This is a genomic window from Pseudomonas sp., assembly GCF_048269965.1.
Classification (GTDB): domain Bacteria; phylum Pseudomonadota; class Gammaproteobacteria; order Pseudomonadales; family Pseudomonadaceae; genus Aquipseudomonas.
Genome location: NZ_JBLWTV010000011.1, coordinates 121,932 through 141,730, shown reverse-complemented (window position 1 = coordinate 141,730; position 19,799 = coordinate 121,932). Strand labels below are relative to the sequence as shown.

Sequence of the window (19,799 nt, the reverse complement as noted above, 5' to 3'; positions counted from 1 at the left end):
AAACGCCCGGGTCACGTCATGGTCGAACAGCTAACCTGCAACGTGCACGAAGGAATCGTCAGAATTCCAGGCGGCTCGATACCGTTCTGATTAGGAGTTACCCACCGCCATGCTGAGCTTCATTGCACGCCGCCTGGGCTTGCTGATCCCCACCTTCTTCGGCGTCACCCTGCTGACCTTCGCGTTGATTCGCCTGATCCCCGGTGACCCGGTGGAAGTGATGATGGGCGAACGCCGCGTCGATCCGGAAATGCACGCTCAGGCCATGGAGCGCCTGGGGCTGAACAAGCCACTATATGCGCAATATTTCGACTACATCGGCCAGCTCGCCAGCGGCAACCTCGGCGAATCGCTGCGCTCGCGCGAAAGCGTATGGAAAGAGTTCCTCACTCTGTTTCCCGCCACCGTCGAACTGGCATTGGCCGCCCTGCTGTTCGCCGGCACGTTGGGCCTGATCGCCGGGGTCATCGCAGCACTCAAGCGCGGTTCGCTGTTCGACCATGGCGTGATGGGCATCTCGCTGACCGGCTATTCGATGCCGATCTTCTGGTGGGGCTTGCTGCTGATCATGTTCTTCTCGGTGGGGCTGGGCTGGACGCCGGTGTCCGGGCGCATCGACCTGCTCTACGACATCCCGCCGGTCACCGGCTTCATGCTGATCGACACGCTGCTGAGTGACGAACAAGGAGCCTTCGTCGACGCCCTGCACCACCTGATCCTGCCGGCCATCGTGCTCGGCACCATTCCGCTGGCGGTGATCGCACGGATGACCCGCTCGGCCATGCTCGAAGTGCTGCGCGAGGACTACGTCCGCACCGCGCGGGCCAAGGGCCTGTCGCCGACGCGCGTGGTCTTCGTGCACGGCCTGCGCAATGCGCTGATCCCGGTGCTGACCGTGTTCGGCCTGCAGGTCGGCGCCCTGCTCGCCGGCGCCGTGCTGACCGAAACCATCTTCTCCTGGCCAGGTATCGGCAAATGGCTGATCGAAGCCATCGGCGCCCGCGACTACCCGGTGGTGCAGAACGGCATCCTGCTGATCGCCTGCCTGGTGATCCTGGTCAACTTCACCGTGGACATCCTCTATGGCCTGGCCAATCCACGTATTCGCCATCAGAAATAGGGACGGCGCGATGAAGAACCATAAAGATTGCGTAGGGTGGACGACGCTTCACCCGTCCACCGCTGCCTCTGCACGGTGGATGAAAAAAGCGTCATCCACCCTACGCGAGGTACGCCCATGAGCACCTCCACCAGCCTCGACCAGAGCCTGCTCTACCCCTCGCCACTGAAAGAGTTCTGGCAAGCCTTCAGTCACAACAAGGGCGCCGTCGCGGGCCTGGCCTTCATGCTGCTGATGGTGTTCTGTGCGCTGTTCGCGCCCTGGGTCGCGCCGCATCATCCCAGCGAGCAGTACCGCGATTTCCTGCTCACCCCGCCGGTCTGGCTGGACGGGGGTCAGTGGCGCTTCCTGCTCGGCACCGACGAGCTGGGCCGCGACCTGCTCTCGCGTCTGATCCACGGAGCACGCCTGTCGCTGCTGATCGGCCTGGCTTCGGTGGTGCTGTCACTGATTCCCGGCATCCTGCTGGGTCTGGTCGCCGGTTTCTTCCCGCGCCTGCTCGGCCCCGGCATCATGCGCCTGATGGACATCATGCTGGCGCTGCCGTCGCTGCTACTGGCGGTGGCCATCGTCGCGATCCTCGGCCCAGGCCTGATCAACACCATTTTCGCCATCGCCATCGTCTCGCTGCCTTCCTACGTACGCCTGACTCGCGCGGCCGTGATGGGCGAGCTGAACCGCGACTACGTCACCGCTGCGCAACTGGCCGGCGCCAGCCTGCCACGGCTGATGTTCGTCACCGTGCTGCCCAACTGCATGGCGCCGCTGATCGTGCAGGCCACCCTGAGCTTTTCCTCGGCGATTCTCGACGCCGCCGCGCTGGGCTTTCTGGGGCTCGGCGTGCAACCGCCGACCCCCGAGTGGGGCACCATGCTGGCGTCGGCGCGCGACTACATCGAACGCGCCTGGTGGGTCGTGAGCCTGCCGGGTCTGGCGATTCTGCTCAGCGTGCTGGCGATCAACCTGATGGGCGACGGCCTGCGCGACGCCCTCGACCCGAAACTGAAGAACGCTATCTGAGGAGGCCCATATGCACAAGATGATCTCGGTGCGCATGGCGCACCCTACTGCACGGCCCGGTAGCTGCGTAGGGTGGATGACGCTCTTTTCATCCACCATCAACGCACGGCGGTGGACGGGAGAAGCGTCGCCCTCACTACACACGGAGGGCGCCCGATGAGCCTGCTGGATATCCGCAACCTGTCGGTGCGCTTTGGCGCGGCCGACGCCGTGCCGGTGGTCGACGGGCTCGACCTCAGCGTGGAAAAGGGTGAAGTGCTGGCCATCGTCGGCGAGTCCGGCTCCGGCAAGTCGGTGACCATGATGGCGCTGATGGGGCTGATCGACGCGCCCGGCATCGTCCAGGCCGATTGCATGCAGTTCGACAACGTCGACATGCTGCGCCTGAAGGGCCGGCAGCGTCGGCGTATCGTCGGCAAGGACCTGTCCATGGTCTTCCAGGACCCGATGACAGCGCTCAACCCCAGCTACACCGTGGGCTTCCAGATCGAGGAAGTGCTGAGCCAGCACCTCGGCCTGAAAGGCAAAGCGGCGCGTGCTCGCGCCCTGGAACTGCTCGAAAGGGTCGAGATACCCGGCGCCGCCAGTCGCCTCGATGCCTACCCGCATCAGCTCTCCGGCGGCATGAGCCAGCGCGTGGCAATCGCCATGGCGATTGCCGCCGAACCCAAGCTGCTGATCGCCGATGAACCCACCACTGCGCTGGACGTGACCATCCAGGCGCAGATCATGGAGCTGCTGCTGGATCTGCAGCGCGACCAGGGCATGGCCCTGGTGCTGATCACCCACGACCTCGCCGTGGTGGCCGAAACCGCCCAGCGCGTCTGCGTGATGTACGCCGGGCAAGCAGTGGAACTGGGCCAGGTGCCGGCCCTGTTCGACGCCCCCAGCCATCCCTACACCGAAGCGTTGCTCAAGGCCATTCCCGAACACAGCGCCGGCGCCCGTCGCCTGGCGACCCTGCCCGGCATCGTCCCCGGCCGCTATGACCGCCCACAGGGCTGCCTGCTGTCACCGCGCTGTCCCTACGTGCAGCCACGTTGCCGCGACGAGCGCCCGACGCTGGACGCACACGAGCGAGGCGCCGCGCGCTGCTTCTTTCCTCTCGTACCCACGACGGAGGTGGCCTGATGAGCACCGTACTGCAAGCCCGTGAGCTGACCCGTCACTACAGCGTGTCCCGTGGCCTGTTCAAACCGGCAGCCTTGGTGCAGGCGCTCAACGGCGTGTCCTTCAGCCTGCAGGCCGGCAAGACCCTGGCGGTGGTTGGCGAGTCCGGCTGCGGCAAGTCCACCCTGGCCCGCGCCCTGACCCTGATCGAAGAGCCCAGTTCCGGTAGCCTGCAGATCGCCGGGCACGAAGTGACCGGCGCCAGCCATGCCGAGCGCAAACAGCTGCGCCGCGACGTGCAGATGGTGTTCCAGAACCCCTACGCCTCGCTCAATCCGCGCCAGAAGATCGGTGATCAGTTGGCCGAGCCGCTGCTGATCAACACCCACCTGTCGCGCGCCGAGCGCCGTGAGAAGGTGCAGGCGATGATGCAGCAGGTGGGGCTGCGCCCGGAGCACTATCAACGCTACCCGCACATGTTCTCCGGCGGCCAGCGCCAGCGCATCGCCCTGGCCCGCGCCATGATGCTGCAGCCCAAGGTGCTGGTGGCGGACGAACCGACCTCGGCGCTGGACGTGTCGATCCAGGCCCAGGTGCTCAACCTGTTCATGGATCTGCAGGAGCAGTACCAGACCGGCTACGTGTTCATCTCGCACAACCTCGCCGTGGTGCGTCATGTCGCTGACGACGTGCTGGTGATGTACCTCGGCCGCCCGGTGGAGATGGGCCCGGCCGAAGCGCTCTACGCCCGCCCGCTGCATCCCTACACCCGCGCCCTGCTGTCGGCGACGCCGGCGATTAATCCGGCCCCGGACAAGCCAAGGATGAAGATCAGCGGTGAGTTGCCCAATCCGCTGAACCCGCCGTCCGGCTGCGCCTTCCACAAGCGCTGCCCACATGCCGACGAGCGCTGCCGTGGCGAGCGCCCGGAGCTGCGTCTGATCGATGCGCGGCAGGTGGCCTGCCATCATGTGGAGCGGATCGTCGACTAGCTCCCTACCATGTCGCGCCGCGCGGTAGACTCTCGCGGTGCGCACGGCGCACCCTACAAGTCAAATGCCGGCTGCCGGTCCCACCGGCGCCGCGTCATGGCGTCGGCGGCAGCGTCAACTCGATGTTTTCTGCCAGCGAGTCCTCCAGCCGCTGCAACTCCACGCCGACCGCAGCGGCGTCGTCAGCCAGGGTTTCGGCGATATGCAGGAACTCCGTCGTGGCTTCGACGAAGGCCAGCACCACCATGGGGTCGAAGCGCGTGCCGCTGGCCGCGCTGATCTGCGCCACCGCCTGCGCCGGGCTGATGGGCGGCAAGTAAGGATGCCGGCAGCTCAGCTCTTCGAAGTGGCCCACCAGTGCCATCAGACGCGCCGAAAGCGGAATCTGCTCGCCTGACAACCCCTGCGGATAGCCTTTGCCGTCCCAACGCTCATGCTGGCCGTAGACGATGTCTTTGGCATCGGAAAGAAAATCGGTGACGCTGCCCAGCTTGCGCTCGGCTCGCTGCAACGCATCCCGCCCGGCGATCACCCCCTCGCTCAGCAGGCGCAGGTCATTTTCATCCGGCTCGCCATGGCTGAGCAGTATGCGATCCGGCAGGGTCAGCCGGTCGATCACATGCAACATGGCCGACTTGCCCAGTTGGGCGATGCGCTCCTCGCTCAGAGACGCCGACAAGCCCGGCTGCTGCCGCGCGAGTGCAGCGGTCAGGCAGGTCATGTAGCGCTCGATACGTTCCAGGCGACGACTGCTCGGGTTGTCACGCATGACGGCAACGCTGGCCATGGCCTCGATAGTGACATCCTGCAGGTTCTGGATATCGCGCGTGCGACGCTTGACCTCGAGTTCCAGATACTCGCTCTTGTCACGCAGGTAATCGGTGGCCGCCTTGACCTGCAACTGCGCGCGAACGCGCGCGAGCACGATGGGCGCGCTGACCGGTTTGGTTATGTAGTCGGCGGCGCCAAGGTCGAAGCCCAACTGCTCGTCGGCGGCATCGCTGCGACCGGTGACCAGGATCAGCGGGATATGACAGGTCTGCGGATCGGTTCTGAGCCCGCGACAGAGCGCGTAATCGTCCTGCCAGCCCAGCAGAATCAGGTCTGGCTGCGGCCGCGACCTGGCGGCGTGGAGCGCCTCCTTGCTGCCAACCAGCCGCACCTGATAGCGGTCGACCAACAGCGCGCCGAGGCGCTGGCGCGCATCGACTGCATCGTCCACAACCAGAATCAGCTCTTGCTCCAGCCTGTCGAGCATCCCGCGCATGGCGATCTCCGTTGGCACCTGCCTTATCCATCATCATTAAAGGCGCTGAGCTGAAGTTGCGCTCACGCCGTCATACAAATGACCTCGGCAAGGCTTTGAAAGTGCAATGCGGATTGGCAGAGCGGCGAACGCAGTCGACAATCGTCAGCAAGATCGCTAGCACAAGGGCTGCGTCATGCTCGACCAGGAACGCTGTTGGCAGGCCGTTTGCGAACGTGATGAGACGTTCGACGGACGCTTCGTTTTCACCGTGCGCAGCACCGGTATCTATTGTCGGCCGAACTGCCCTGCGCGGCGGCCACGACGCGACAACGTCAGCTTCCATGCCGATGCCGCCAGTGCCGAGGCAGCCGGCTTTCGCCCGTGCAAGCGCTGCTCACCGCAGGGGCAGAGTCCGGCGCAGCAACTCGACACGCTGGTGGCGGCCGCCTGCGCGCTCCTGAATGGCGAGCAACGCCTGACGCTGCCGCAGCTGGCAGCCCGCATCGGCCTGTCGCCATCGCACCTGGCCCGTGCCTTCAAGGCGCGCACCGGGATGACGCCCAATGCCTGGGCGGCGGCCCAACGGCGCCAGCGCCTGGAGGCGCAACTGGGCGCAGCGGATAGCGTGCTCGATGCCGCCCTGGCTGCCGGCTATTCCGGGACCCGCGCGCTGTATGAACAGCCCCAGGCCATGAGTCCTGCGCAGCGCCGTCAGCGTGGCGCCGGTGAACGCCTGCGCTACAGCATCGCCCCCTGCCCGCTCGGGCAGGTGCTACTGGCCACCAGCGACAAGGGCGTTTGCGCCTTGTTGTTCGGCGACGAGCCGGCAGCGCTACGTGATGAGCTGCAACAGCGCTTCGCCGCTGCCCGGCTCGAAGAAGATGAACAGGGTCTGCGCCACTGGCTGCAGCAAGTGCTGGCGCAATTGCAGGAGCCGGAGCGTGCCGCTCATCTGCCTCTGGACATTCGTGGTACGGCCTTTCAACAGCGCGTCTGGCAGGCGCTGCAGAGCATCCCCAGAGGCGAGACCCGCAGCTATGCCGAGCTGGCCGGGCAGTTGCACAGTCACCCGCGGGCGATTGCCCGGGCCTGCGCCAGCAACGCCATCGGCCTGCTGCTGCCCTGTCATCGCGTGGTGGCCAGCAATGGCAGCCTCAGCGGCTACCGCTGGGGACTGCAGCGCAAACGGCGGTTGCTGGAACAGGAAAGCCGGGAGACGTAGCCCGTGCGGGCGCTTCAGCTCGGGTGGGTCGGGCGGCGATCCGCTTTAGCCCACGCGTCTTGGACGGCGCTTTGCGTAGCCCGGATGCAATCCGGGGAACATGATCCCCAGCGCCCCGGATTTCATCCGGGCTACAGATTCAGGGCCGCGCCCTCTACACCAGCATCGCCTTGGCCACCTCGGTGCGCGTGCCGCGCCCGACCAACTGCTCCACCAGGGTCAGGGCAAACGCCAATGCCGTTCCCGGCCCCTGGCTGGTGATGCAGTTGCCATCGACCACTACCGCCTCATCGACGAACGTGCAGCCGCTCAGTCGATCACTGAATGCCGGGTAGCAGGTCATGCGCCGCTGCCTGAGCACCCCGTAGCGCTGCAGCGCCAAGGCGGGCGCGGCGCAGATCGCGGCGAACAGCTCGCCCGCCCTGGCCTGCTTGCGTACGCGCTCGGCCAGTGGTTCGAAGTCAGCCAGATGCTGCGCACCCGGCATGCCACCGGGCAGGACGATCAGGTCGAAATCCTGCGCCAGCACGTCCACCAGCATGACGTCGGCGGTCAGGCGGGTGCCACGGGCGCAGGTGATCATCCTGCGTTCTTCGATACTCGCTACCAGTACCTCGATATCGGCGCGGCGCAGCACGTCGATCAAGGTCACGCATTCGAGATCTTCGACGCCGTCGGCGACTGCAATCAGTGCTCGCTTGCTCATCTCACCACTCCTTGAGGCAGAAAATGAAACTGTCCACCTGGTCATAAAAAGACACGGCAGACCATAAATTCACCCGGCAAAACCTTGCTGGTATGATGCGCGGCTTTTGCCAGATCGAGCAATTTTCCGGCCTGCACGGACGAATGTGCTTTGCTTTGTGCAGATCAATTTCGGCGCGCTCGCGCCTCGGGGAGCCACCATGCTGGAAAGACTGTTCCAACTCAAAGCCCACAACACCACGGTGCGCACCGAGATACTGGCCGGGATCACCACCTTCCTGACCATGGCCTACATTCTCTTCGTCAACCCGGAAATGCTGGCCAAGACCGGCATGGACCACGGCGCGGTGTTCGTCGCCACCTGCCTGGCTGGCGCCATCGGCTCGCTGATCATGGGCCTGCTGGCCAACTACCCGATCGCCCTGGCGCCCGGCATGGGCCTCAACGCCTTCTTCACCTACACCGTGGTGATGACCATGGGCTACAGCTGGCAGACCGCTCTGGGCGCGGTGTTCCTCTCCGGCGCGATCTTCTTCCTGCTGTCGATCTTCAAGATCCGCGAGTGGATCATCAACAGCATCCCGTTGGCGCTGCGCGCCGGCATTGCCGCCGGTATCGGCCTGTTCCTGGCGATCATCGCACTGAAGAACGCCGGTATCGTGGTCGATCATCCGGCCACTCTGGTCGGCCTCGGCGACATGAGCAAGGGTGGCGCACTGCTGGCCTGCCTGGGCTTCTTCGTCATCGCCGCACTGGCCTATCGCAAGGTTACCGGTGCAGTGATGATCGGCATCCTGCTGGTCACCGGGCTGTCCATTGCCCTCGGCCTGTCCGAGCTGCAAGGCGTGGTGTCGATGCCACCGTCGCTGCTGCCGACCCTGCTGCAACTGGACATTGCCGGTGCGCTGGATATTGGCCTGATCAGCGTGATCTTCGCCTTCCTCTTCGTCGACCTGTTCGACACCTCCGGCACGCTGGTCGGCGTCGCGCAGAAGGCCAACCTGCTGGACAAGGACGGCAAGATGCCGCGCCTTGGCCGTGCCCTGCTGGCCGACAGCACCGCGACCATGGCCGGCGCCGCGCTGGGCACCAGCACCACCACCAGCTACATCGAATCCGCCGCCGGCATCAGCGCCGGCGGGCGTACCGGCCTGACCGCCTGCGTGGTGGCTGCGCTGTTCCTCCTGGCCCTGTTCTTCGCCCCGCTGGCTGGCGCCGTTCCGGCCTACGCCACCGCGCCAGCGCTGCTGTTCGTCGCCGTACTGATGATGAGCAGCCTGGCCCAGATCGACTGGGACGACCTGACCGTCGCCGCGCCGGTGGTGGTCGCCGCCCTGGCCATGCCGCTGACCTTCTCCATCGCCAACGGCATCGCCTTCGGCTTCATCGCCTGGACCGCAGTCAAGGTACTGGCCGGGCGCTGGCGCGAGCTGAGCCCGGCGATGTGGGTGCTCTCGGCCCTGTTCGTCATCAAGCTGGCTTACTTCGCCTGATCAGCGCACAAGCTGGATGATCATGATCGTTCCCACGCTCCGCGTGGGAACGCCTCCCCTGGACGCTCTGCGTCCCGAGCCACCAGTGGTGGGCTGAAGCCCACCCTACGCGGCCGCTTTGCAAGTACGTCCTACGCCGTGCCCTGGATACTCTCATGATCGTTCCCACGCTCCGCGTGGGAACGCCTCCCCCGGACGCTCTGCGTCCCGCGCCACCAATGATCGACGACAACGGCACATCGGCAACGGAGTCGCTACAATGGCGCCCCGTTTTCCTGCCCCATGAGTGACCGATGAGCCGCCCCGCATTCGACCCCGCCACCTACGACGCCCAACTCGCCGAGAAGAAGGCCCGCCTGGTCGAACTGCTGGCGCCCTTCGGCGCGCCGGAGCCTGCGGTATTCGACTCGCCGCGCGAGCACTACCGCATGCGCGCCGAGTTCCGCCTGTGGCGTGAAGACGGCCAGCGCCACTACGCGATGTTCGCACCGGGCGACAAGCACACGCCGATCCTGCTCGACGATTTCCCCATCGCCAGCCTGCGCATCAACGCACTGATGCCGCGCCTGCGCGCCGCCTGGCAGGCCAGCGAGGCGCTGTCGTTCAAACTGTTCCAGGTGGAATTTCTCACCACCCTGGCCGGCGATGCGCTGATCACCCTGGCCTACCACCGCCCGCTGGACGACGCCTGGCAAGCCGAGGCCGAACGCCTGGCCGCCGAGCTGAATGTCAGCCTGGTCGGTCGCTCCCGTGGCCAGCGTCTGGTGATCGGCCGCGACTACGTCGAAGAAGAACTGAGCGTGGCCGGACGCCATTTCCGCTATCGCCAGCCCGAAGGCGCCTTCACCCAGCCCAATGGCCGAGTCTGCGAGAAGATGCTGGGCTGGGCCTATGACGTGCTCGGCGAGCGTAACGACGATCTGCTGGAGCTTTACTGCGGCAACGGCAACTTCACCCTGCCGCTGGCCACCCGTGTGCGCAAGGTGCTGGCGACCGAGATCAGCAAGACCTCGGTGGGCGCCGCCCTGGCCAACCTGCAAGGCAATGGCGTGGACAACGTCGAGCTGGTGCGCCTGTCCGCCGAGGAGCTGACCCAGGCGTTGAACGAGGTGCGCCCGTTCCGCCGCCTGGCCGGCATCGACCTCAAGAGTTATGAGTTTGGCAGTGTCTTCGTCGACCCGCCGCGCGCCGGCATGGACCCGGACACCTGCGAGCTGACCCGGCGCTTCGAGCGCATCCTGTACATCTCCTGCAACCCGGAGACCCTGGCGGCCAACATCGCCCAGCTGAGCGACACCCACCGGGTGACGCGCAGCGCGCTGTTCGACCAGTTCCCCTACACACACCATATGGAAGCGGGTGTGTTGCTGGAAAGGCGCTGAAATTCAGGTTGCTGGTTGCGTGCTATCCACCAGGGCAATGGCGTAGCCATTGAGCGATAGCACCAGCGCGTGACCTTTGGCGAGCACCACCTCTGCCTCGTTATCCTGAGCCAGCAGAACCTCGCGCAGCGTGTAGGGAATCTCGACGGGAACCCCATCGATCGTGGTGGTTTCAGAATTGGCGCCGCTCATGCTGTAGCGAACGACTTTGCCCTCGCCTTTCAAACGATAAACATCGTCAGTCAGCGGTTCGTATGAAGGCGCCATGCTGCCCAGATAGCCAAGCCCTTTGGCGAACTCGGCCAGGCTGTCACGCTCGGTCTGCTGCAAGGTACGATGGGATTTGCCATGCAGGCGCAGATCCTGAAGATTCATGCGCCCCGAGAGATGCCCGCCAAAGAAGCGGGTGGCGTTGAATGCAAAGAAGGCAATCAGGCCAAGGCCGATCAGGCCCATAACGATGTCCATATCAAATGTCCTTGTTCACGGAATGTTGCACCGCGCATTCTCTTGCCAAGTGTCCCCTACAGCAAGCGTGCCGTGCCGTATCGTGACCCACGTCTCTCGCACTAGAGACCGCGCAACGCCCACCAGGCCAGCCCGGCCGACACCACTTCGAGCAGCAGCGCATAGAGGTTGAAGGTCTGCTGCGCACCACCGTCCAGCCACAGCCCGGCAGCACGCGCCAGCGCCAGCACGCTGTACAGCAGCACCAGCAGAAGCAGCGCCGGGCGCAGCAGATCCAGGCGCAGCAGCGCCATCGCCAGGTAAGCCGCCAGCCCCAGTTGCAGCCCGCCGTAATAGGCGCGCACTTCGGTCAACGCCGCATTGCCCATCAGCAGTGCGCCGCTGAAACTGGCCATTTCCTCGGGACGGATGAAGTAGGCCAGCCCCAGCACGAGCAAGGCAGCGATCTGGATCAACAGGACGATTCGGGCGAACAGCATCGGCAGGTTCCAGGCAATGGGTGACTGCCGCCAGCATAGGCCGCCACGGGTCGCGACGCATAGTCGCAATGGCTTGGGCAGTCGTCATGCCGGCGCTATGCTCAACACTCGATTATCTGGAGCCTTGCCATGCGTCGTTCCCTGCTCGCCCTCTGCCTCTTCACCAGCCTCGCTCACGCCAGCGAGCCACTGACCATCGATGTGCACCGCGATGCCAATTGTGGCTGCTGCAAGGCCTGGATCAGCCATCTGCAGGACAATGGTTTCACCGTCAACGACCATGTCGAGGCCGACATGGTCGCCGTCAAACAGCGACTCGGCGTTCCGCCTCGCCTGGCTTCCTGCCACACCGGCGTGATCGACGGCAAATTCGTCGAAGGCCACGTGCCGGCAGCCGACATTCTCAAACTGCGTGAGCGCGTGGACCTGATCGGCGCTGCCGTACCTGGCATGCCCGTGGGCTCACCGGGCATGGAATATGGTGATCGTGTCGACGCCTATCAGGTCATCGGCCTGGATCGCGCGCGCCAGGATCAGCTGCTGAGCGACTATCCCGCCAACTGAGTCGGCGCGCGCAGCTACACTGCTGCGATAACCAACCTGGGAGTGCGGCCATGCGCTGGCAACGCGGTAGACGTAGTGACAACGTGGTGGATGCGCGCGGCCGTTCCGGCAGGCGACTCGGCGGCGGCCTGAGCCTCGGCGGTGTGGCGGTGATCGTCATCGTCGGCCTGCTGATGGGCCAGGACCCGCTGCAGATTCTCGGTCAGATTGCCGGCCAGGCGACCCAACCACAGGTCGCCCAGACGCAGAGCGCACCACCGGCAAACGACGAGCAGAGCGAGTTCGTCCGCGCGATTCTCGGCGATACCGAAGACACCTGGCGCGAGCTGTTCCAGCAGGCCGGCCAGCAGTATCGCGATCCGCAACTGGTGCTGTTCTCCGACGGCGTCAATTCCGCCTGTGGTTTCGCCAGCTCGGCAGTCGGTCCCTTCTACTGCCCGGGTGATCAGCGCGTGTATCTGGACATGGCGTTTTTCCGCGAGATGGAGCAACGCTTCTCTGCAGCCGGCGATTTCGCCCAGGCCTACGTGATCGCCCATGAGGTCGGCCATCACGTGCAGACCCTGCTCGGCGTCTCGGCCAAGGTCAACGCAGCGCGCCAGCGTGGCGAACGCGTCGAGGGCGACGGCGGCCTGCTGGTGCGTCAGGAACTGCAGGCCGACTGCCTGGCCGGGGTCTGGGCGCATCACGCGCAACGCCGGCATGTCTGGCTGGAGGCCGGCGACCTGGAAGAAGCACTGAACGCAGCCAGCGCCATCGGTGATGACCGCCTGCAGAAGCAGTCGCGCGGTCAGGTGGTGCCGGATGCCTTCACCCATGGCACCTCGCAGCAGCGCGTGCGCTGGTTCAGCAGCGGTTTCGAGAGCGGTCAGCCGGGGCGTTGCGACACCTTCAAGGCGGCGCGCCTGTAACGCGCCGGATCAGACCACGAAGCGCTTGCTCCACCAGGCGAAGCCGCAGGCGCCAGCGCCGCACAGGGCGATCACCAGCGCCATGGGCATGGCCGAACCATCGTGCAGGAAGGCCACCAACGCCGAAGCGCTGGCCGCCACGCTGAACTGCATGCTGCCCAGCAACCCGGATGCGCTGCCGGCATGACGGCCCTGCCCGGCCATGGCGCAGGCCGTGGCATTGGGCAGCACGCAACCGAGGCTGGCCACGCAGATGAACAGCGGAATCAGCAACGGCCACAGCTCGGCCGGTTGCCACAGCGCCAACGCCAGCAGGCACATGCCACTGGCCAGGTACACCAGCACCATGCGCCGCAGCCACAGCGCCGGGCCGCCATTGCGTACCAGCCGCGCGTTGACCTGCGCCATGATCACGAAGCCCGCCGCGTTGCTGCCGAACAGCCAGCCATAGTGCTCGGCCGGCACGGCGTACAGTTCGATGAAGACGAAGGGCGAGCCGGCGATGTAGGCGAACATGCCGGCCATCGCCACACCACCGGCCAGGCTGTAGCCCATGAACGGGGCATTGCCCAGCAGCGCGCGGTATTGGCCGAAGGCACCGCTCAGCGGCGCCGGTTGCAGATGCTGCGGGCGCGTCTCCGGCAACCACAGCAGCACGGCCAGCAGGCACAGCCCGGCAAAGATCGCCAGGCAGTGGAAGATCCACGGCCAGCCCAGCGTGTTGAGCAGCAGCCCGCCACCCAGGGGCGCGAGAATCGGTGCCAGGCCCATCACCAGCACCAGTTGCGAGAACACCTTGGCCGAGGCCAGCGGATCGCACAGGTCGCGCACTACCGCGCGGGTGATCACCATGCCGGCGCAGCCGCCGAGGGCCTGGACGAAGCGCGCCGTCACCAGCCACTCCAGATTCGGCGCCAGGGCGCAAGCCAGCGACGCCACGGTGAACAACGCCACCCCGACCAGCAGCGGCACGCGGCGACCGAAGCGATCCGCCAATGGTCCGTAGAACAGCTGGCCGGTGGCAATACCGATGAAATAGGCCGCCAGCGACAGCTGAATATGTTCGACATCCGTGCCGAACTGCTGCGCCAGGGTAGGGAAACTCGGCAGATAGAAATCGATGGCCAGGGGGCCGAAGGCGCTCAGCGCACCCAGGATCAGCAAGGTTCGCAGGTTCATGAATAATCCGGACTATTGTTAGCCGGCTAATCATCTCATCGACCAGGCCGCAGATGAAAGCGCGGATCGCCGAACGACGCTTCGCGCTGATCAATGCGGCGGCTGTTCTTCCCTGGCCTTGCCGCGCTGGCTCACCCGTTGCGCCGCCGACTCCACCAGCAGGTAGAACATCGGGATGAGGAAGGTGGCCAGCAGCGTCGCCGCGAGCATGCCGCCGATCACCCCGGTGCCGATGGAGTGGCGGCTGGCCGAGCCCGCACCGGAGCTGATGGCCAGCGGCACGCAACCGAGAATGAACGCCAGCGAGGTCATCACGATGGGGCGGAAACGCAGCTTGGCCGCCTCCAGCGCCGAGTCGAAGATGCCCTTGCCTTCGGCGCGCAGCAGCACGGCGAACTCGACGATGAGGATGGCGTTCTTCGCCGCCAGACCGATCAGGGTGACCAGGCCGACCTGGAAGTACACGTCATTCTGAATACCGCGCAGCCACACCGCGAGGATCGCCCCGAATACCGCGAACGGCACGGCGGTGACCACCGCCAACGGCAGCGTCCAGCGCTCGTACTGCGCGGCGAGGATCAGGAAGACCAGAATCAGGCCGAAGACGAAGGCCTGGGTTCCCGAGCCCTGGGTTGCCAGTTCTTGATAGGCCGAGCCGATCCAGCCCAGGCTGTAGTCCTCGCCCAGCACCTCGTCGGCCACTTCCTGCATCGCCGCCAGCGCCTGCCCGGAGCTGTAGCCCGGCGCCGGGCCACCGAGGACCTTGGCCGAGGGATAGACGTTGAAGCGATCATAGGAATCCGGCCCGAGGATGCGCCGCACCCGCAGCAGGGTCGACAGCGGCACCAGATCGCCGCTGCTGGAGCGTACGTAGACCTGGCCAAGATCTTCCGGCTTGCGGCGGAACTCCGACTCTGACTGCAGGCTGACCTGCCAGGTGCGCCCGTAGAGGGTGAAGTCGTTGACGTAGTAACTGCCGAAGGTGGCCTGCATGGCGGTGAACACATCGCTGACGCTGACGCCAAGGGCGCGCGTCTTGGTGCGATCCAGGTCGATGTAATACTGCGGCACGTTGGCGCTGAAGGTGCTCTGGATGCCGGCCAGCTCCGGCCGCTTGCTGGCGGCCTCGACGAAGGCCTGGACCTTCTCGCCGAGCTGCTCGACGCTGCCGCCGGAGCGATCCTGGATGAAGGATTCGAAACCGCCGGTGGTGCTCATGCCGGTGATCGGCGGTGGGTTGAACGACAACACCAGGCCATCCTTCTGCGCGGCGCCCATGCCCATGAACTCGCGCGTCAGGTTGCGCGCATCGAGTTCAGGCGTCGTACGTTCGCTCCAGTCCTTGAGCGGCACGAAGGACACCCCGGCGTTGCTGCGCACGCCGAAGGTGAGCACGTCGAAACCGGCGAAGGTCACCACGTCCTGCACCGCCGGATGCTCCATCAGCTGCTGGCTCACCGCACCACTCAGCGCCTCGGTGCGATTGAGCGAAGCGGCTGGCGGCAGGTAGTAGGCGTTGATCACATAGCCCTGATCCTCATCGGGCACCAGCGAGCCGGGCACCCGCGAGAACAGCAGCATGATCAGCGCGATCATGCCGCCGAACAGCAGCAAGCCGACCAGCGAACGCTTGAGGAAGAAGCGCACCCCGGCGCCGTAGCCCTCGGTGGCCTTGTCGAAGAAGCGGTTGAAGGCGCGAAACGGCGCTGCCGGTTCATGGTGGCCGGGTTTGAGCAGCAGCGCGCACAGCGCGGGGGAAAGGGTCAGCGCAACGATGCCGGAAATCACCACCGACACCGCGATGGTGATCGCGAACTGCTTGTACATCTGCCCCGCCAGGCCGCCGAGGAAGCCCACCGGCACGAACACCGCGCAGAGCACCAGGACGATGGCGATGATCGGCCCGGTGACCTCCTCCATCGCCTTGATCGAGGCCTCGCGCGCGTTCAGGTTTTCGGTTCGCATTACCCGTTCGACGTTCTCGATCACCACGATGGCATCGTCCACCACGATGCCGATGGCCAGCACCATGCCGAACAGCGTCAGCAGGTTGATGGAGAAGCCCAGCATGTACATGCCGGCGAACGTGCCCACCAGCGACACCGGAATGGCCAGCACCGGAATCAGCGTGGCGCGCCAGTTCTGCAGGAAGATGAACACCACCAGCACCACCAGCACCAGCGCCTCGAAGAAGGTGTGGATCACCTCGGTGATCGAGACCTGGACGAACTTGGTGGTGTCGTAGGGGATCTTGTAGGCGATGCCTTCGGGGAAGCGCTTGGACAGGCGCTGCATGGTGCGCTCGACCGCCTCGGCGGTGTCCAGGGCGTTGGCGCCGGGCTGCAGATAGATACCGAAGGCGGCGTTCTGCTGGCCATTGAGGGTGGTGACCAGCGAGTAGTCCTGCGCCCCCAGCTCGACCCGCGCCACGTCCTTGAGCAGCAAGCTGGCACCGGTGTCGTCGGTACGCAGGATGACGCTCTCGAACTCCTGCGGGTCGGTGAAACGTCCTTGCGTGGTGACGGTATAAGTGAAGTCCTGCGGTTCCTTCAGCGGCTGCTGGCCGAAGCTGCCGGCAGCGAACTGCGAGTTCTGCTCGCGGATGGCGTTGACCACATCGGTGGGCGTGAGGTTGTACTGCGCCAGCTTGTCCGGGCGCAGCCAGATGCGCATGGAATAGTCCTTGGAGCCGAACTGGCTGGCGTCGCCAACGCCCTTGAGGCGCTTGAGTTCGTCGATGACGTTGATCAGCGCGTAGTTGCTGATGAAGATCGGGTCACGCGAATCATCCGGCGAGTAGAGGGTGATCACCTGGAGGATGTCGGAGGACTTCTTCTCCACCTTCACGCCCTGGCGGCGCACCTCTTCCGGCAGCTTGGCCAGTGCCGCCTGCACCTTGTTGTTGACGTTGATGGTGGCCTGGTCCGGGTCGGTGCCAACCTCGAAGTACACCGTCAGGCTCATCGCCCCGCTGCTGGAGGAGTTGGACAGCTGGTAGATCATGTTCTCGACGCCATTGATCTGCTGTTCCAGCGGCGCCGCCACGGTTTCGGCGATGACCTGCGAACTGGCACCAGGGTAAGAGGCGCTGACCGACACCTGCGGCGGCAGGATTTCCGGGTACTGGGCAATGGGCAACGCGCGCATCGCAGCCAGGCCGGCGAGCACGATGACGATGGAGATGACGGTGGCGAATACCGGACGGTCGATGAAGAAGCGCGAGATCATGGCCGTTACTCCTGCGCCGGGCTGGCTGGCGTGGCTGCCTTCGCCTCCTCGACCTTGACCGGGCTGTCCGGTCGCACCTTGGCCAGGCCGTCGACTATCACCCGCTGACCATCGCTGACGCCGGCCAGAATCACCCAGCGGCCGCCGGCCGTATCGCCCATGGTGACCTGGCGCATGCGCGCGACGCTCTGTTCGTCCACCACGTAGACGAAGGTGCCACGCGGCCCCTGAGCGACGGCACGCTCCGGTACGGTGATGGCGTTGGGGCGGGTCAGCCCCATGACCTGCACGCGCACGAACTGCCCGGGCAACAGCTTCTGCTCGGGGTTCGGCACCACGCCACGGGCGCTGACGGTGCCGGTGCCGCGGTCGATCAGGCTGTCGGTGAAATCCACCTCGCCCGCCGTCGGGTAGACCGAGCCGTCACCGAAATGCACTTCCACGCTGAGTTTGCCGCTGGTCGGCGGCACCAGACTGCCTTCGGACAGTTCGCGGCGCAGGCGCTCGGCCTCGGCGTCCGGGTAGGCGAAGTTGACGAAGATCGGGTCGAGCTGGGTGATCTGCGTCAGCAGGCTGGCACTGGGATCGCCGGCGACGATCAGGCTGCCTTCGGAGACGCTTTCCTTGCTGGTGATGCCGGTGATCGGCGCCTTGACCGTGGTGTAGTCGAGGTCGATCTGACGCGACTGCACCTCGGCCTGGGCCGCCTCGATATTGGCCTTGCTCTGCTCGAAGTTGGAGATGGCGTTGTCCAGCTCGCTCTCGCTGGCGAAGCCTTTCTTCTGCAGTTCACGGATGCGCTTGAGGTCGCGATCGGTCTGCCGGAAACGCGCCTGCTCCTGCGCCAGGGCACCCTTGGCACGGGCCAGGGCAGCTTCATAGGGGCGCGGATCGATGCGAAACAGCACCTGATCCTTCTGCACCCGACTACCCTCCTGATAGGTGCGCTCCTGCAGGATGCCGCCGACCTGGGCCCTGACCTGCACCTCGCGGTAACCGGCGGTTCGCGCCGGATACTCCAGCACGATGGGCAGTTCGCCGGCCTTGACCTGCTCGACCGTCACCGCAGTCGGTGGCGCATCGGCGGCCTGCACGCTCGGGGCCAGCAGGACCAGGCTGAAGGGCAGGCAGATACCGACCAGACGAACGAAGGGCATGAGGCATTCCTCTCCTTGGCTAGACACGGGGCGAAAGCAGGACATCCAAGCCCGCCACCAGCAGGCGGGGCAAAATCGGTAAACTCGGCACAATCTGAGCCTAGTTCCAATTAACCGGATCGCCATGCGTAGAACCAAAGAAGATGCGGAGAAAACCCGCTGCGCCATCCTCGCTGCCGCGGAACAGTTGTTCCTCGAGCGCGGGGTCGCCCATACCAGCCTCGAGCATATCGCCAGACATGCCGGAGTTACGCGCGGCGCGGTTTATTGGCACTTCCAGAACAAGGCGCACCTGTTCCACGAGATGCTCAACCAGGTTCGCCTGCCGCTGGAGCCACTGGCCCAGCAACTGGCGGCGGTCGATGGCCTGTCATCGCTGCAGTTGCTGCGCGATCTGTGCATAGAAGCCATGGCCAATCTGGTGCTCGACGAACAGCGTCGGCGCATCCTCACCGTGCTGTTGCGCCGCTGCGAGTTCACCGAGGAACTGCGCGAGGCCGAGGAGCGTCACGAGACCTTCGTCAATCAGTTCATCGACCTGTGCGAACAGCAGTTCGCGCTGTCGACCGTGCAACCGTACCTGCAGCCAGGCATCACCCCGCGCCTGGCCTCGCGCACGCTGCACGCGCTGCTCGTCGGCCTGTTCAGTGACTGGCTGCGCGATCCCAACCTGTTCGACGCCCAGACCGATACCCCGGCGATGATCGACAGCTGCTTTCGCGGCCTGCTGCGGCAGTGGCCCTAGCAGGCGCGAGGACTACGCGGGCACAACCTCGTAGCCCTCGTCGCGAATCGCTGTCTGTATCTGTGCGGCATCCAGGCTGGCCTCGACCCGCACCAGGCCCGCAGCCAGATCGACCTCGACCCTGGCCGTCTGCTCCAGCGCCTGGATCGCCTGGGTGACGGCCCGCACGCAGTGCCCACAGGACATTCCGCTAACCTTGAATTGCTGCATGACTGACTCCTTGAATCGGTGGTTGATGGGTGTAGTCTCGACCTTGCCACGGTGGCAAGGTCAAGCCCTTGCTGCATGTCACCCGCTCCGCTTTCTGCATGAGGACCCTCGCCATGCGCCTGCTCTGCTCTGCCCTTGCCCTGCTGATGGCGCCTCTGGCTCAGGCCGAACCCCTGGCACCGCTGCCCTCGACCACTCAGGGCGAAGGCTACGCGGTGCTGATCGTCTCGCGCGAACGCCTTGAAGTGGCCACCACCTGTGAGGTCGCGCTGTATCTGCATGACCAGATGGCCGCACGCCTGCATCAGGGCCAGTCGGTGTCCTTCAACCTGCCGCCCGGCAAGGTCTCGTTGCGCCTCGGCCTGACCGGCACCGGCCCCTGTCAGGACGGTATCAACCAGCTCGCCGGTCAGTCGCTGCAACTGCAGGCCGGCGAAGTGCGCCGCTACCGCATCGCCATGGGCAGCGATGGCCTGCGACTGCATGCCGCGCCGACGCTGAACTGAAGACTTGACCTTGCCATGGGGGCAAGGTTGATCCTGTAGCCACGACGTTACAGGGAGCA

Annotated in this window: 19 protein-coding genes; 11 read left to right on the top strand and 8 right to left on the bottom strand. The window is 65.3% G+C overall.

The window, feature by feature from the left end; translation table 11 throughout:
• Positions 1-109 precede the first annotated feature (109 nt).
• The 4 genes from ACN0X6_RS14610 to ACN0X6_RS14595 all read left to right on the top strand — a co-directional run bounded on the left by ACN0X6_RS14610 (position 110) and on the right by ACN0X6_RS14595 (position 4,242).
• The gene (locus ACN0X6_RS14610) at positions 110-1,120 is read left to right on the top strand and encodes an ABC transporter permease subunit (RefSeq protein ID WP_417704966.1); all 1,011 of its coding nucleotides are present in this window, start codon (positions 110-112) and stop codon (positions 1,118-1,120) included.
• A 117-nt stretch (positions 1,121-1,237) separates the two neighbouring features.
• Positions 1,238-2,140: an ABC transporter permease subunit gene (locus tag ACN0X6_RS14605; RefSeq protein WP_417704964.1), complete on the top strand. Its 903-nt coding sequence runs from the start codon at positions 1,238-1,240 to the stop codon at positions 2,138-2,140.
• A gap of 156 nt (positions 2,141-2,296) precedes the next feature.
• Positions 2,297-3,271: an ABC transporter ATP-binding protein gene (locus ACN0X6_RS14600; RefSeq protein ID WP_417704962.1), complete on the top strand. Its 975-nt coding sequence runs from the start codon at positions 2,297-2,299 to the stop codon at positions 3,269-3,271.
• A complete protein-coding gene (locus ACN0X6_RS14595) occupies positions 3,271-4,242 on the top strand; it encodes a peptide ABC transporter ATP-binding protein (RefSeq protein ID WP_417704960.1) in 972 nt (323 codons plus the stop codon). The genes ACN0X6_RS14600 and ACN0X6_RS14595 overlap by 1 nt, the downstream gene beginning before the upstream one ends.
• Positions 4,243-4,336: 94 nt before the next feature.
• Here the strand turns inward: ACN0X6_RS14595 and ACN0X6_RS14590 are convergent, their stop codons facing one another.
• Positions 4,337-5,509, bottom strand: coding sequence for an HD domain-containing phosphohydrolase (locus tag ACN0X6_RS14590; protein ID WP_417704959.1), 1,173 nt, complete (start codon positions 5,507-5,509; stop codon positions 4,337-4,339).
• A gap of 175 nt (positions 5,510-5,684) precedes the next feature.
• Here ACN0X6_RS14590 and ada point away from each other — a divergent pair, with 175 nt between their 5' ends.
• Positions 5,685-6,713, top strand: coding sequence for a bifunctional DNA-binding transcriptional regulator/O6-methylguanine-DNA methyltransferase Ada (gene ada / locus ACN0X6_RS14585; protein ID WP_417704957.1), 1,029 nt, complete (start codon positions 5,685-5,687; stop codon positions 6,711-6,713).
• Positions 6,714-6,867: 154 nt separating this feature from the next.
• Here ada and ACN0X6_RS14580 read toward each other — a convergent pair whose 3' ends face one another.
• Positions 6,868-7,419 carry a DJ-1 family glyoxalase III gene (locus ACN0X6_RS14580; protein ID WP_417704955.1) on the bottom strand — a complete coding sequence of 184 codons (552 nt, stop codon included), beginning with the start codon at positions 7,417-7,419 and terminating at the stop codon, positions 6,868-6,870.
• A gap of 199 nt (positions 7,420-7,618) precedes the next feature.
• Between ACN0X6_RS14580 and ACN0X6_RS14575 the strand changes: the two genes are divergently transcribed.
• Positions 7,619-8,911, top strand: coding sequence for an NCS2 family permease (locus tag ACN0X6_RS14575; protein ID WP_417704953.1), 1,293 nt, complete (start codon positions 7,619-7,621; stop codon positions 8,909-8,911).
• Between the two features lie 293 nt (positions 8,912-9,204).
• Positions 9,205-10,293 (top strand): tRNA (uridine(54)-C5)-methyltransferase TrmA, encoded by a 1,089-nt coding sequence (trmA, locus tag ACN0X6_RS14570; protein ID WP_417704951.1) that lies wholly within the window; start codon positions 9,205-9,207, stop codon positions 10,291-10,293.
• Between the two features lie 3 nt (positions 10,294-10,296).
• Here the strand turns inward: trmA and ACN0X6_RS14565 are convergent, their stop codons facing one another.
• Positions 10,297-10,761, bottom strand: coding sequence for a hypothetical protein (locus ACN0X6_RS14565; protein WP_417704949.1), 465 nt, complete (start codon positions 10,759-10,761; stop codon positions 10,297-10,299).
• 101 nt (positions 10,762-10,862) lie between these two features.
• Positions 10,863-11,240, bottom strand: coding sequence for a DUF4345 family protein (locus ACN0X6_RS14560; RefSeq protein WP_417704947.1), 378 nt, complete (start codon positions 11,238-11,240; stop codon positions 10,863-10,865).
• 129 nt (positions 11,241-11,369) lie between these two features.
• Here ACN0X6_RS14560 and ACN0X6_RS14555 point away from each other — a divergent pair, with 129 nt between their 5' ends.
• Together ACN0X6_RS14555 and ACN0X6_RS14550 are read left to right on the top strand one after the other, a co-directional pair.
• Positions 11,370-11,804, top strand: a complete 435-nt coding sequence (locus tag ACN0X6_RS14555; protein ID WP_417704946.1) for a DUF411 domain-containing protein — start codon at positions 11,370-11,372, stop codon at positions 11,802-11,804.
• 50 nt (positions 11,805-11,854) lie between these two features.
• Entirely contained in the window at positions 11,855-12,715 is an 861-nt protein-coding gene (locus tag ACN0X6_RS14550) for a neutral zinc metallopeptidase (protein ID WP_417704944.1), read from the top strand.
• A gap of 9 nt (positions 12,716-12,724) precedes the next feature.
• Here ACN0X6_RS14550 and ACN0X6_RS14545 read toward each other — a convergent pair whose 3' ends face one another.
• The 3 genes from ACN0X6_RS14545 to ACN0X6_RS14535 form a co-directional block, all read right to left on the bottom strand.
• Positions 12,725-13,894, bottom strand: coding sequence for a multidrug effflux MFS transporter (locus tag ACN0X6_RS14545; protein WP_417704942.1), 1,170 nt, complete (start codon positions 13,892-13,894; stop codon positions 12,725-12,727).
• A gap of 90 nt (positions 13,895-13,984) precedes the next feature.
• Entirely contained in the window at positions 13,985-17,122 is a 3,138-nt protein-coding gene (locus tag ACN0X6_RS14540; RefSeq protein WP_417704940.1) for an efflux RND transporter permease subunit, read from the bottom strand.
• A 5-nt stretch (positions 17,123-17,127) separates the two neighbouring features.
• A complete protein-coding gene (locus ACN0X6_RS14535) occupies positions 17,128-18,279 on the bottom strand; it encodes an efflux RND transporter periplasmic adaptor subunit (protein ID WP_417704939.1) in 1,152 nt (383 codons plus the stop codon).
• A 124-nt stretch (positions 18,280-18,403) separates the two neighbouring features.
• On the opposite strand from ACN0X6_RS14535, the gene ACN0X6_RS14530 reads away from it, so the two are divergent.
• Positions 18,404-19,024: a TetR family transcriptional regulator gene (locus ACN0X6_RS14530; protein WP_072423103.1), complete on the top strand. Its 621-nt coding sequence runs from the start codon at positions 18,404-18,406 to the stop codon at positions 19,022-19,024.
• 12 nt (positions 19,025-19,036) lie between these two features.
• Here the strand turns inward: ACN0X6_RS14530 and ACN0X6_RS14525 are convergent, their stop codons facing one another.
• A complete protein-coding gene (locus ACN0X6_RS14525) occupies positions 19,037-19,234 on the bottom strand; it encodes a heavy-metal-associated domain-containing protein (protein ID WP_417704937.1) in 198 nt (65 codons plus the stop codon).
• Between the two features lie 113 nt (positions 19,235-19,347).
• Here ACN0X6_RS14525 and ACN0X6_RS14520 point away from each other — a divergent pair, with 113 nt between their 5' ends.
• Positions 19,348-19,740, top strand: coding sequence for a hypothetical protein (locus ACN0X6_RS14520; RefSeq protein ID WP_417704935.1), 393 nt, complete (start codon positions 19,348-19,350; stop codon positions 19,738-19,740).
• Positions 19,741-19,799: the final 59 nt, after the last annotated feature.

Excerpts from the sequence above, each read along its gene's own strand:
- ACN0X6_RS14610 (WP_417704966.1), top strand. The coding sequence starts at position 110 with ATGCTGAGCTTCATTGCACGCCGCCTGGGCTTGCTGATCCCCACCTTC.
- ACN0X6_RS14605 (WP_417704964.1), top strand. The coding sequence starts at position 1,238 with ATGAGCACCTCCACCAGCCTCGACCAGAGCCTGCTCTACCCCTCGCCA.
- ACN0X6_RS14600 (WP_417704962.1), top strand. The coding sequence starts at position 2,297 with ATGAGCCTGCTGGATATCCGCAACCTGTCGGTGCGCTTTGGCGCGGCC.
- ACN0X6_RS14595 (WP_417704960.1), top strand. The coding sequence starts at position 3,271 with ATGAGCACCGTACTGCAAGCCCGTGAGCTGACCCGTCACTACAGCGTG.
- ACN0X6_RS14590 (WP_417704959.1), bottom strand. The coding sequence starts at position 5,509 with ATGCGCGGGATGCTCGACAGGCTGGAGCAAGAGCTGATTCTGGTTGTG.
- ada (WP_417704957.1), top strand. The coding sequence starts at position 5,685 with ATGCTCGACCAGGAACGCTGTTGGCAGGCCGTTTGCGAACGTGATGAG.
- ACN0X6_RS14580 (WP_417704955.1), bottom strand. The coding sequence starts at position 7,419 with ATGAGCAAGCGAGCACTGATTGCAGTCGCCGACGGCGTCGAAGATCTC.
- ACN0X6_RS14575 (WP_417704953.1), top strand. The coding sequence starts at position 7,619 with ATGCTGGAAAGACTGTTCCAACTCAAAGCCCACAACACCACGGTGCGC.
- trmA (WP_417704951.1), top strand. The coding sequence starts at position 9,205 with ATGAGCCGCCCCGCATTCGACCCCGCCACCTACGACGCCCAACTCGCC.
- ACN0X6_RS14565 (WP_417704949.1), bottom strand. The coding sequence starts at position 10,761 with ATGGACATCGTTATGGGCCTGATCGGCCTTGGCCTGATTGCCTTCTTT.
- ACN0X6_RS14560 (WP_417704947.1), bottom strand. The coding sequence starts at position 11,240 with ATGCTGTTCGCCCGAATCGTCCTGTTGATCCAGATCGCTGCCTTGCTC.
- ACN0X6_RS14555 (WP_417704946.1), top strand. The coding sequence starts at position 11,370 with ATGCGTCGTTCCCTGCTCGCCCTCTGCCTCTTCACCAGCCTCGCTCAC.
- ACN0X6_RS14550 (WP_417704944.1), top strand. The coding sequence starts at position 11,855 with ATGCGCTGGCAACGCGGTAGACGTAGTGACAACGTGGTGGATGCGCGC.
- ACN0X6_RS14545 (WP_417704942.1), bottom strand. The coding sequence starts at position 13,894 with ATGAACCTGCGAACCTTGCTGATCCTGGGTGCGCTGAGCGCCTTCGGC.
- ACN0X6_RS14540 (WP_417704940.1), bottom strand. The coding sequence starts at position 17,122 with ATGATCTCGCGCTTCTTCATCGACCGTCCGGTATTCGCCACCGTCATC.
- ACN0X6_RS14535 (WP_417704939.1), bottom strand. The coding sequence starts at position 18,279 with ATGCCCTTCGTTCGTCTGGTCGGTATCTGCCTGCCCTTCAGCCTGGTC.
- ACN0X6_RS14530 (WP_072423103.1), top strand. The coding sequence starts at position 18,404 with ATGCGTAGAACCAAAGAAGATGCGGAGAAAACCCGCTGCGCCATCCTC.
- ACN0X6_RS14525 (WP_417704937.1), bottom strand. The coding sequence starts at position 19,234 with ATGCAGCAATTCAAGGTTAGCGGAATGTCCTGTGGGCACTGCGTGCGG.
- ACN0X6_RS14520 (WP_417704935.1), top strand. The coding sequence starts at position 19,348 with ATGCGCCTGCTCTGCTCTGCCCTTGCCCTGCTGATGGCGCCTCTGGCT.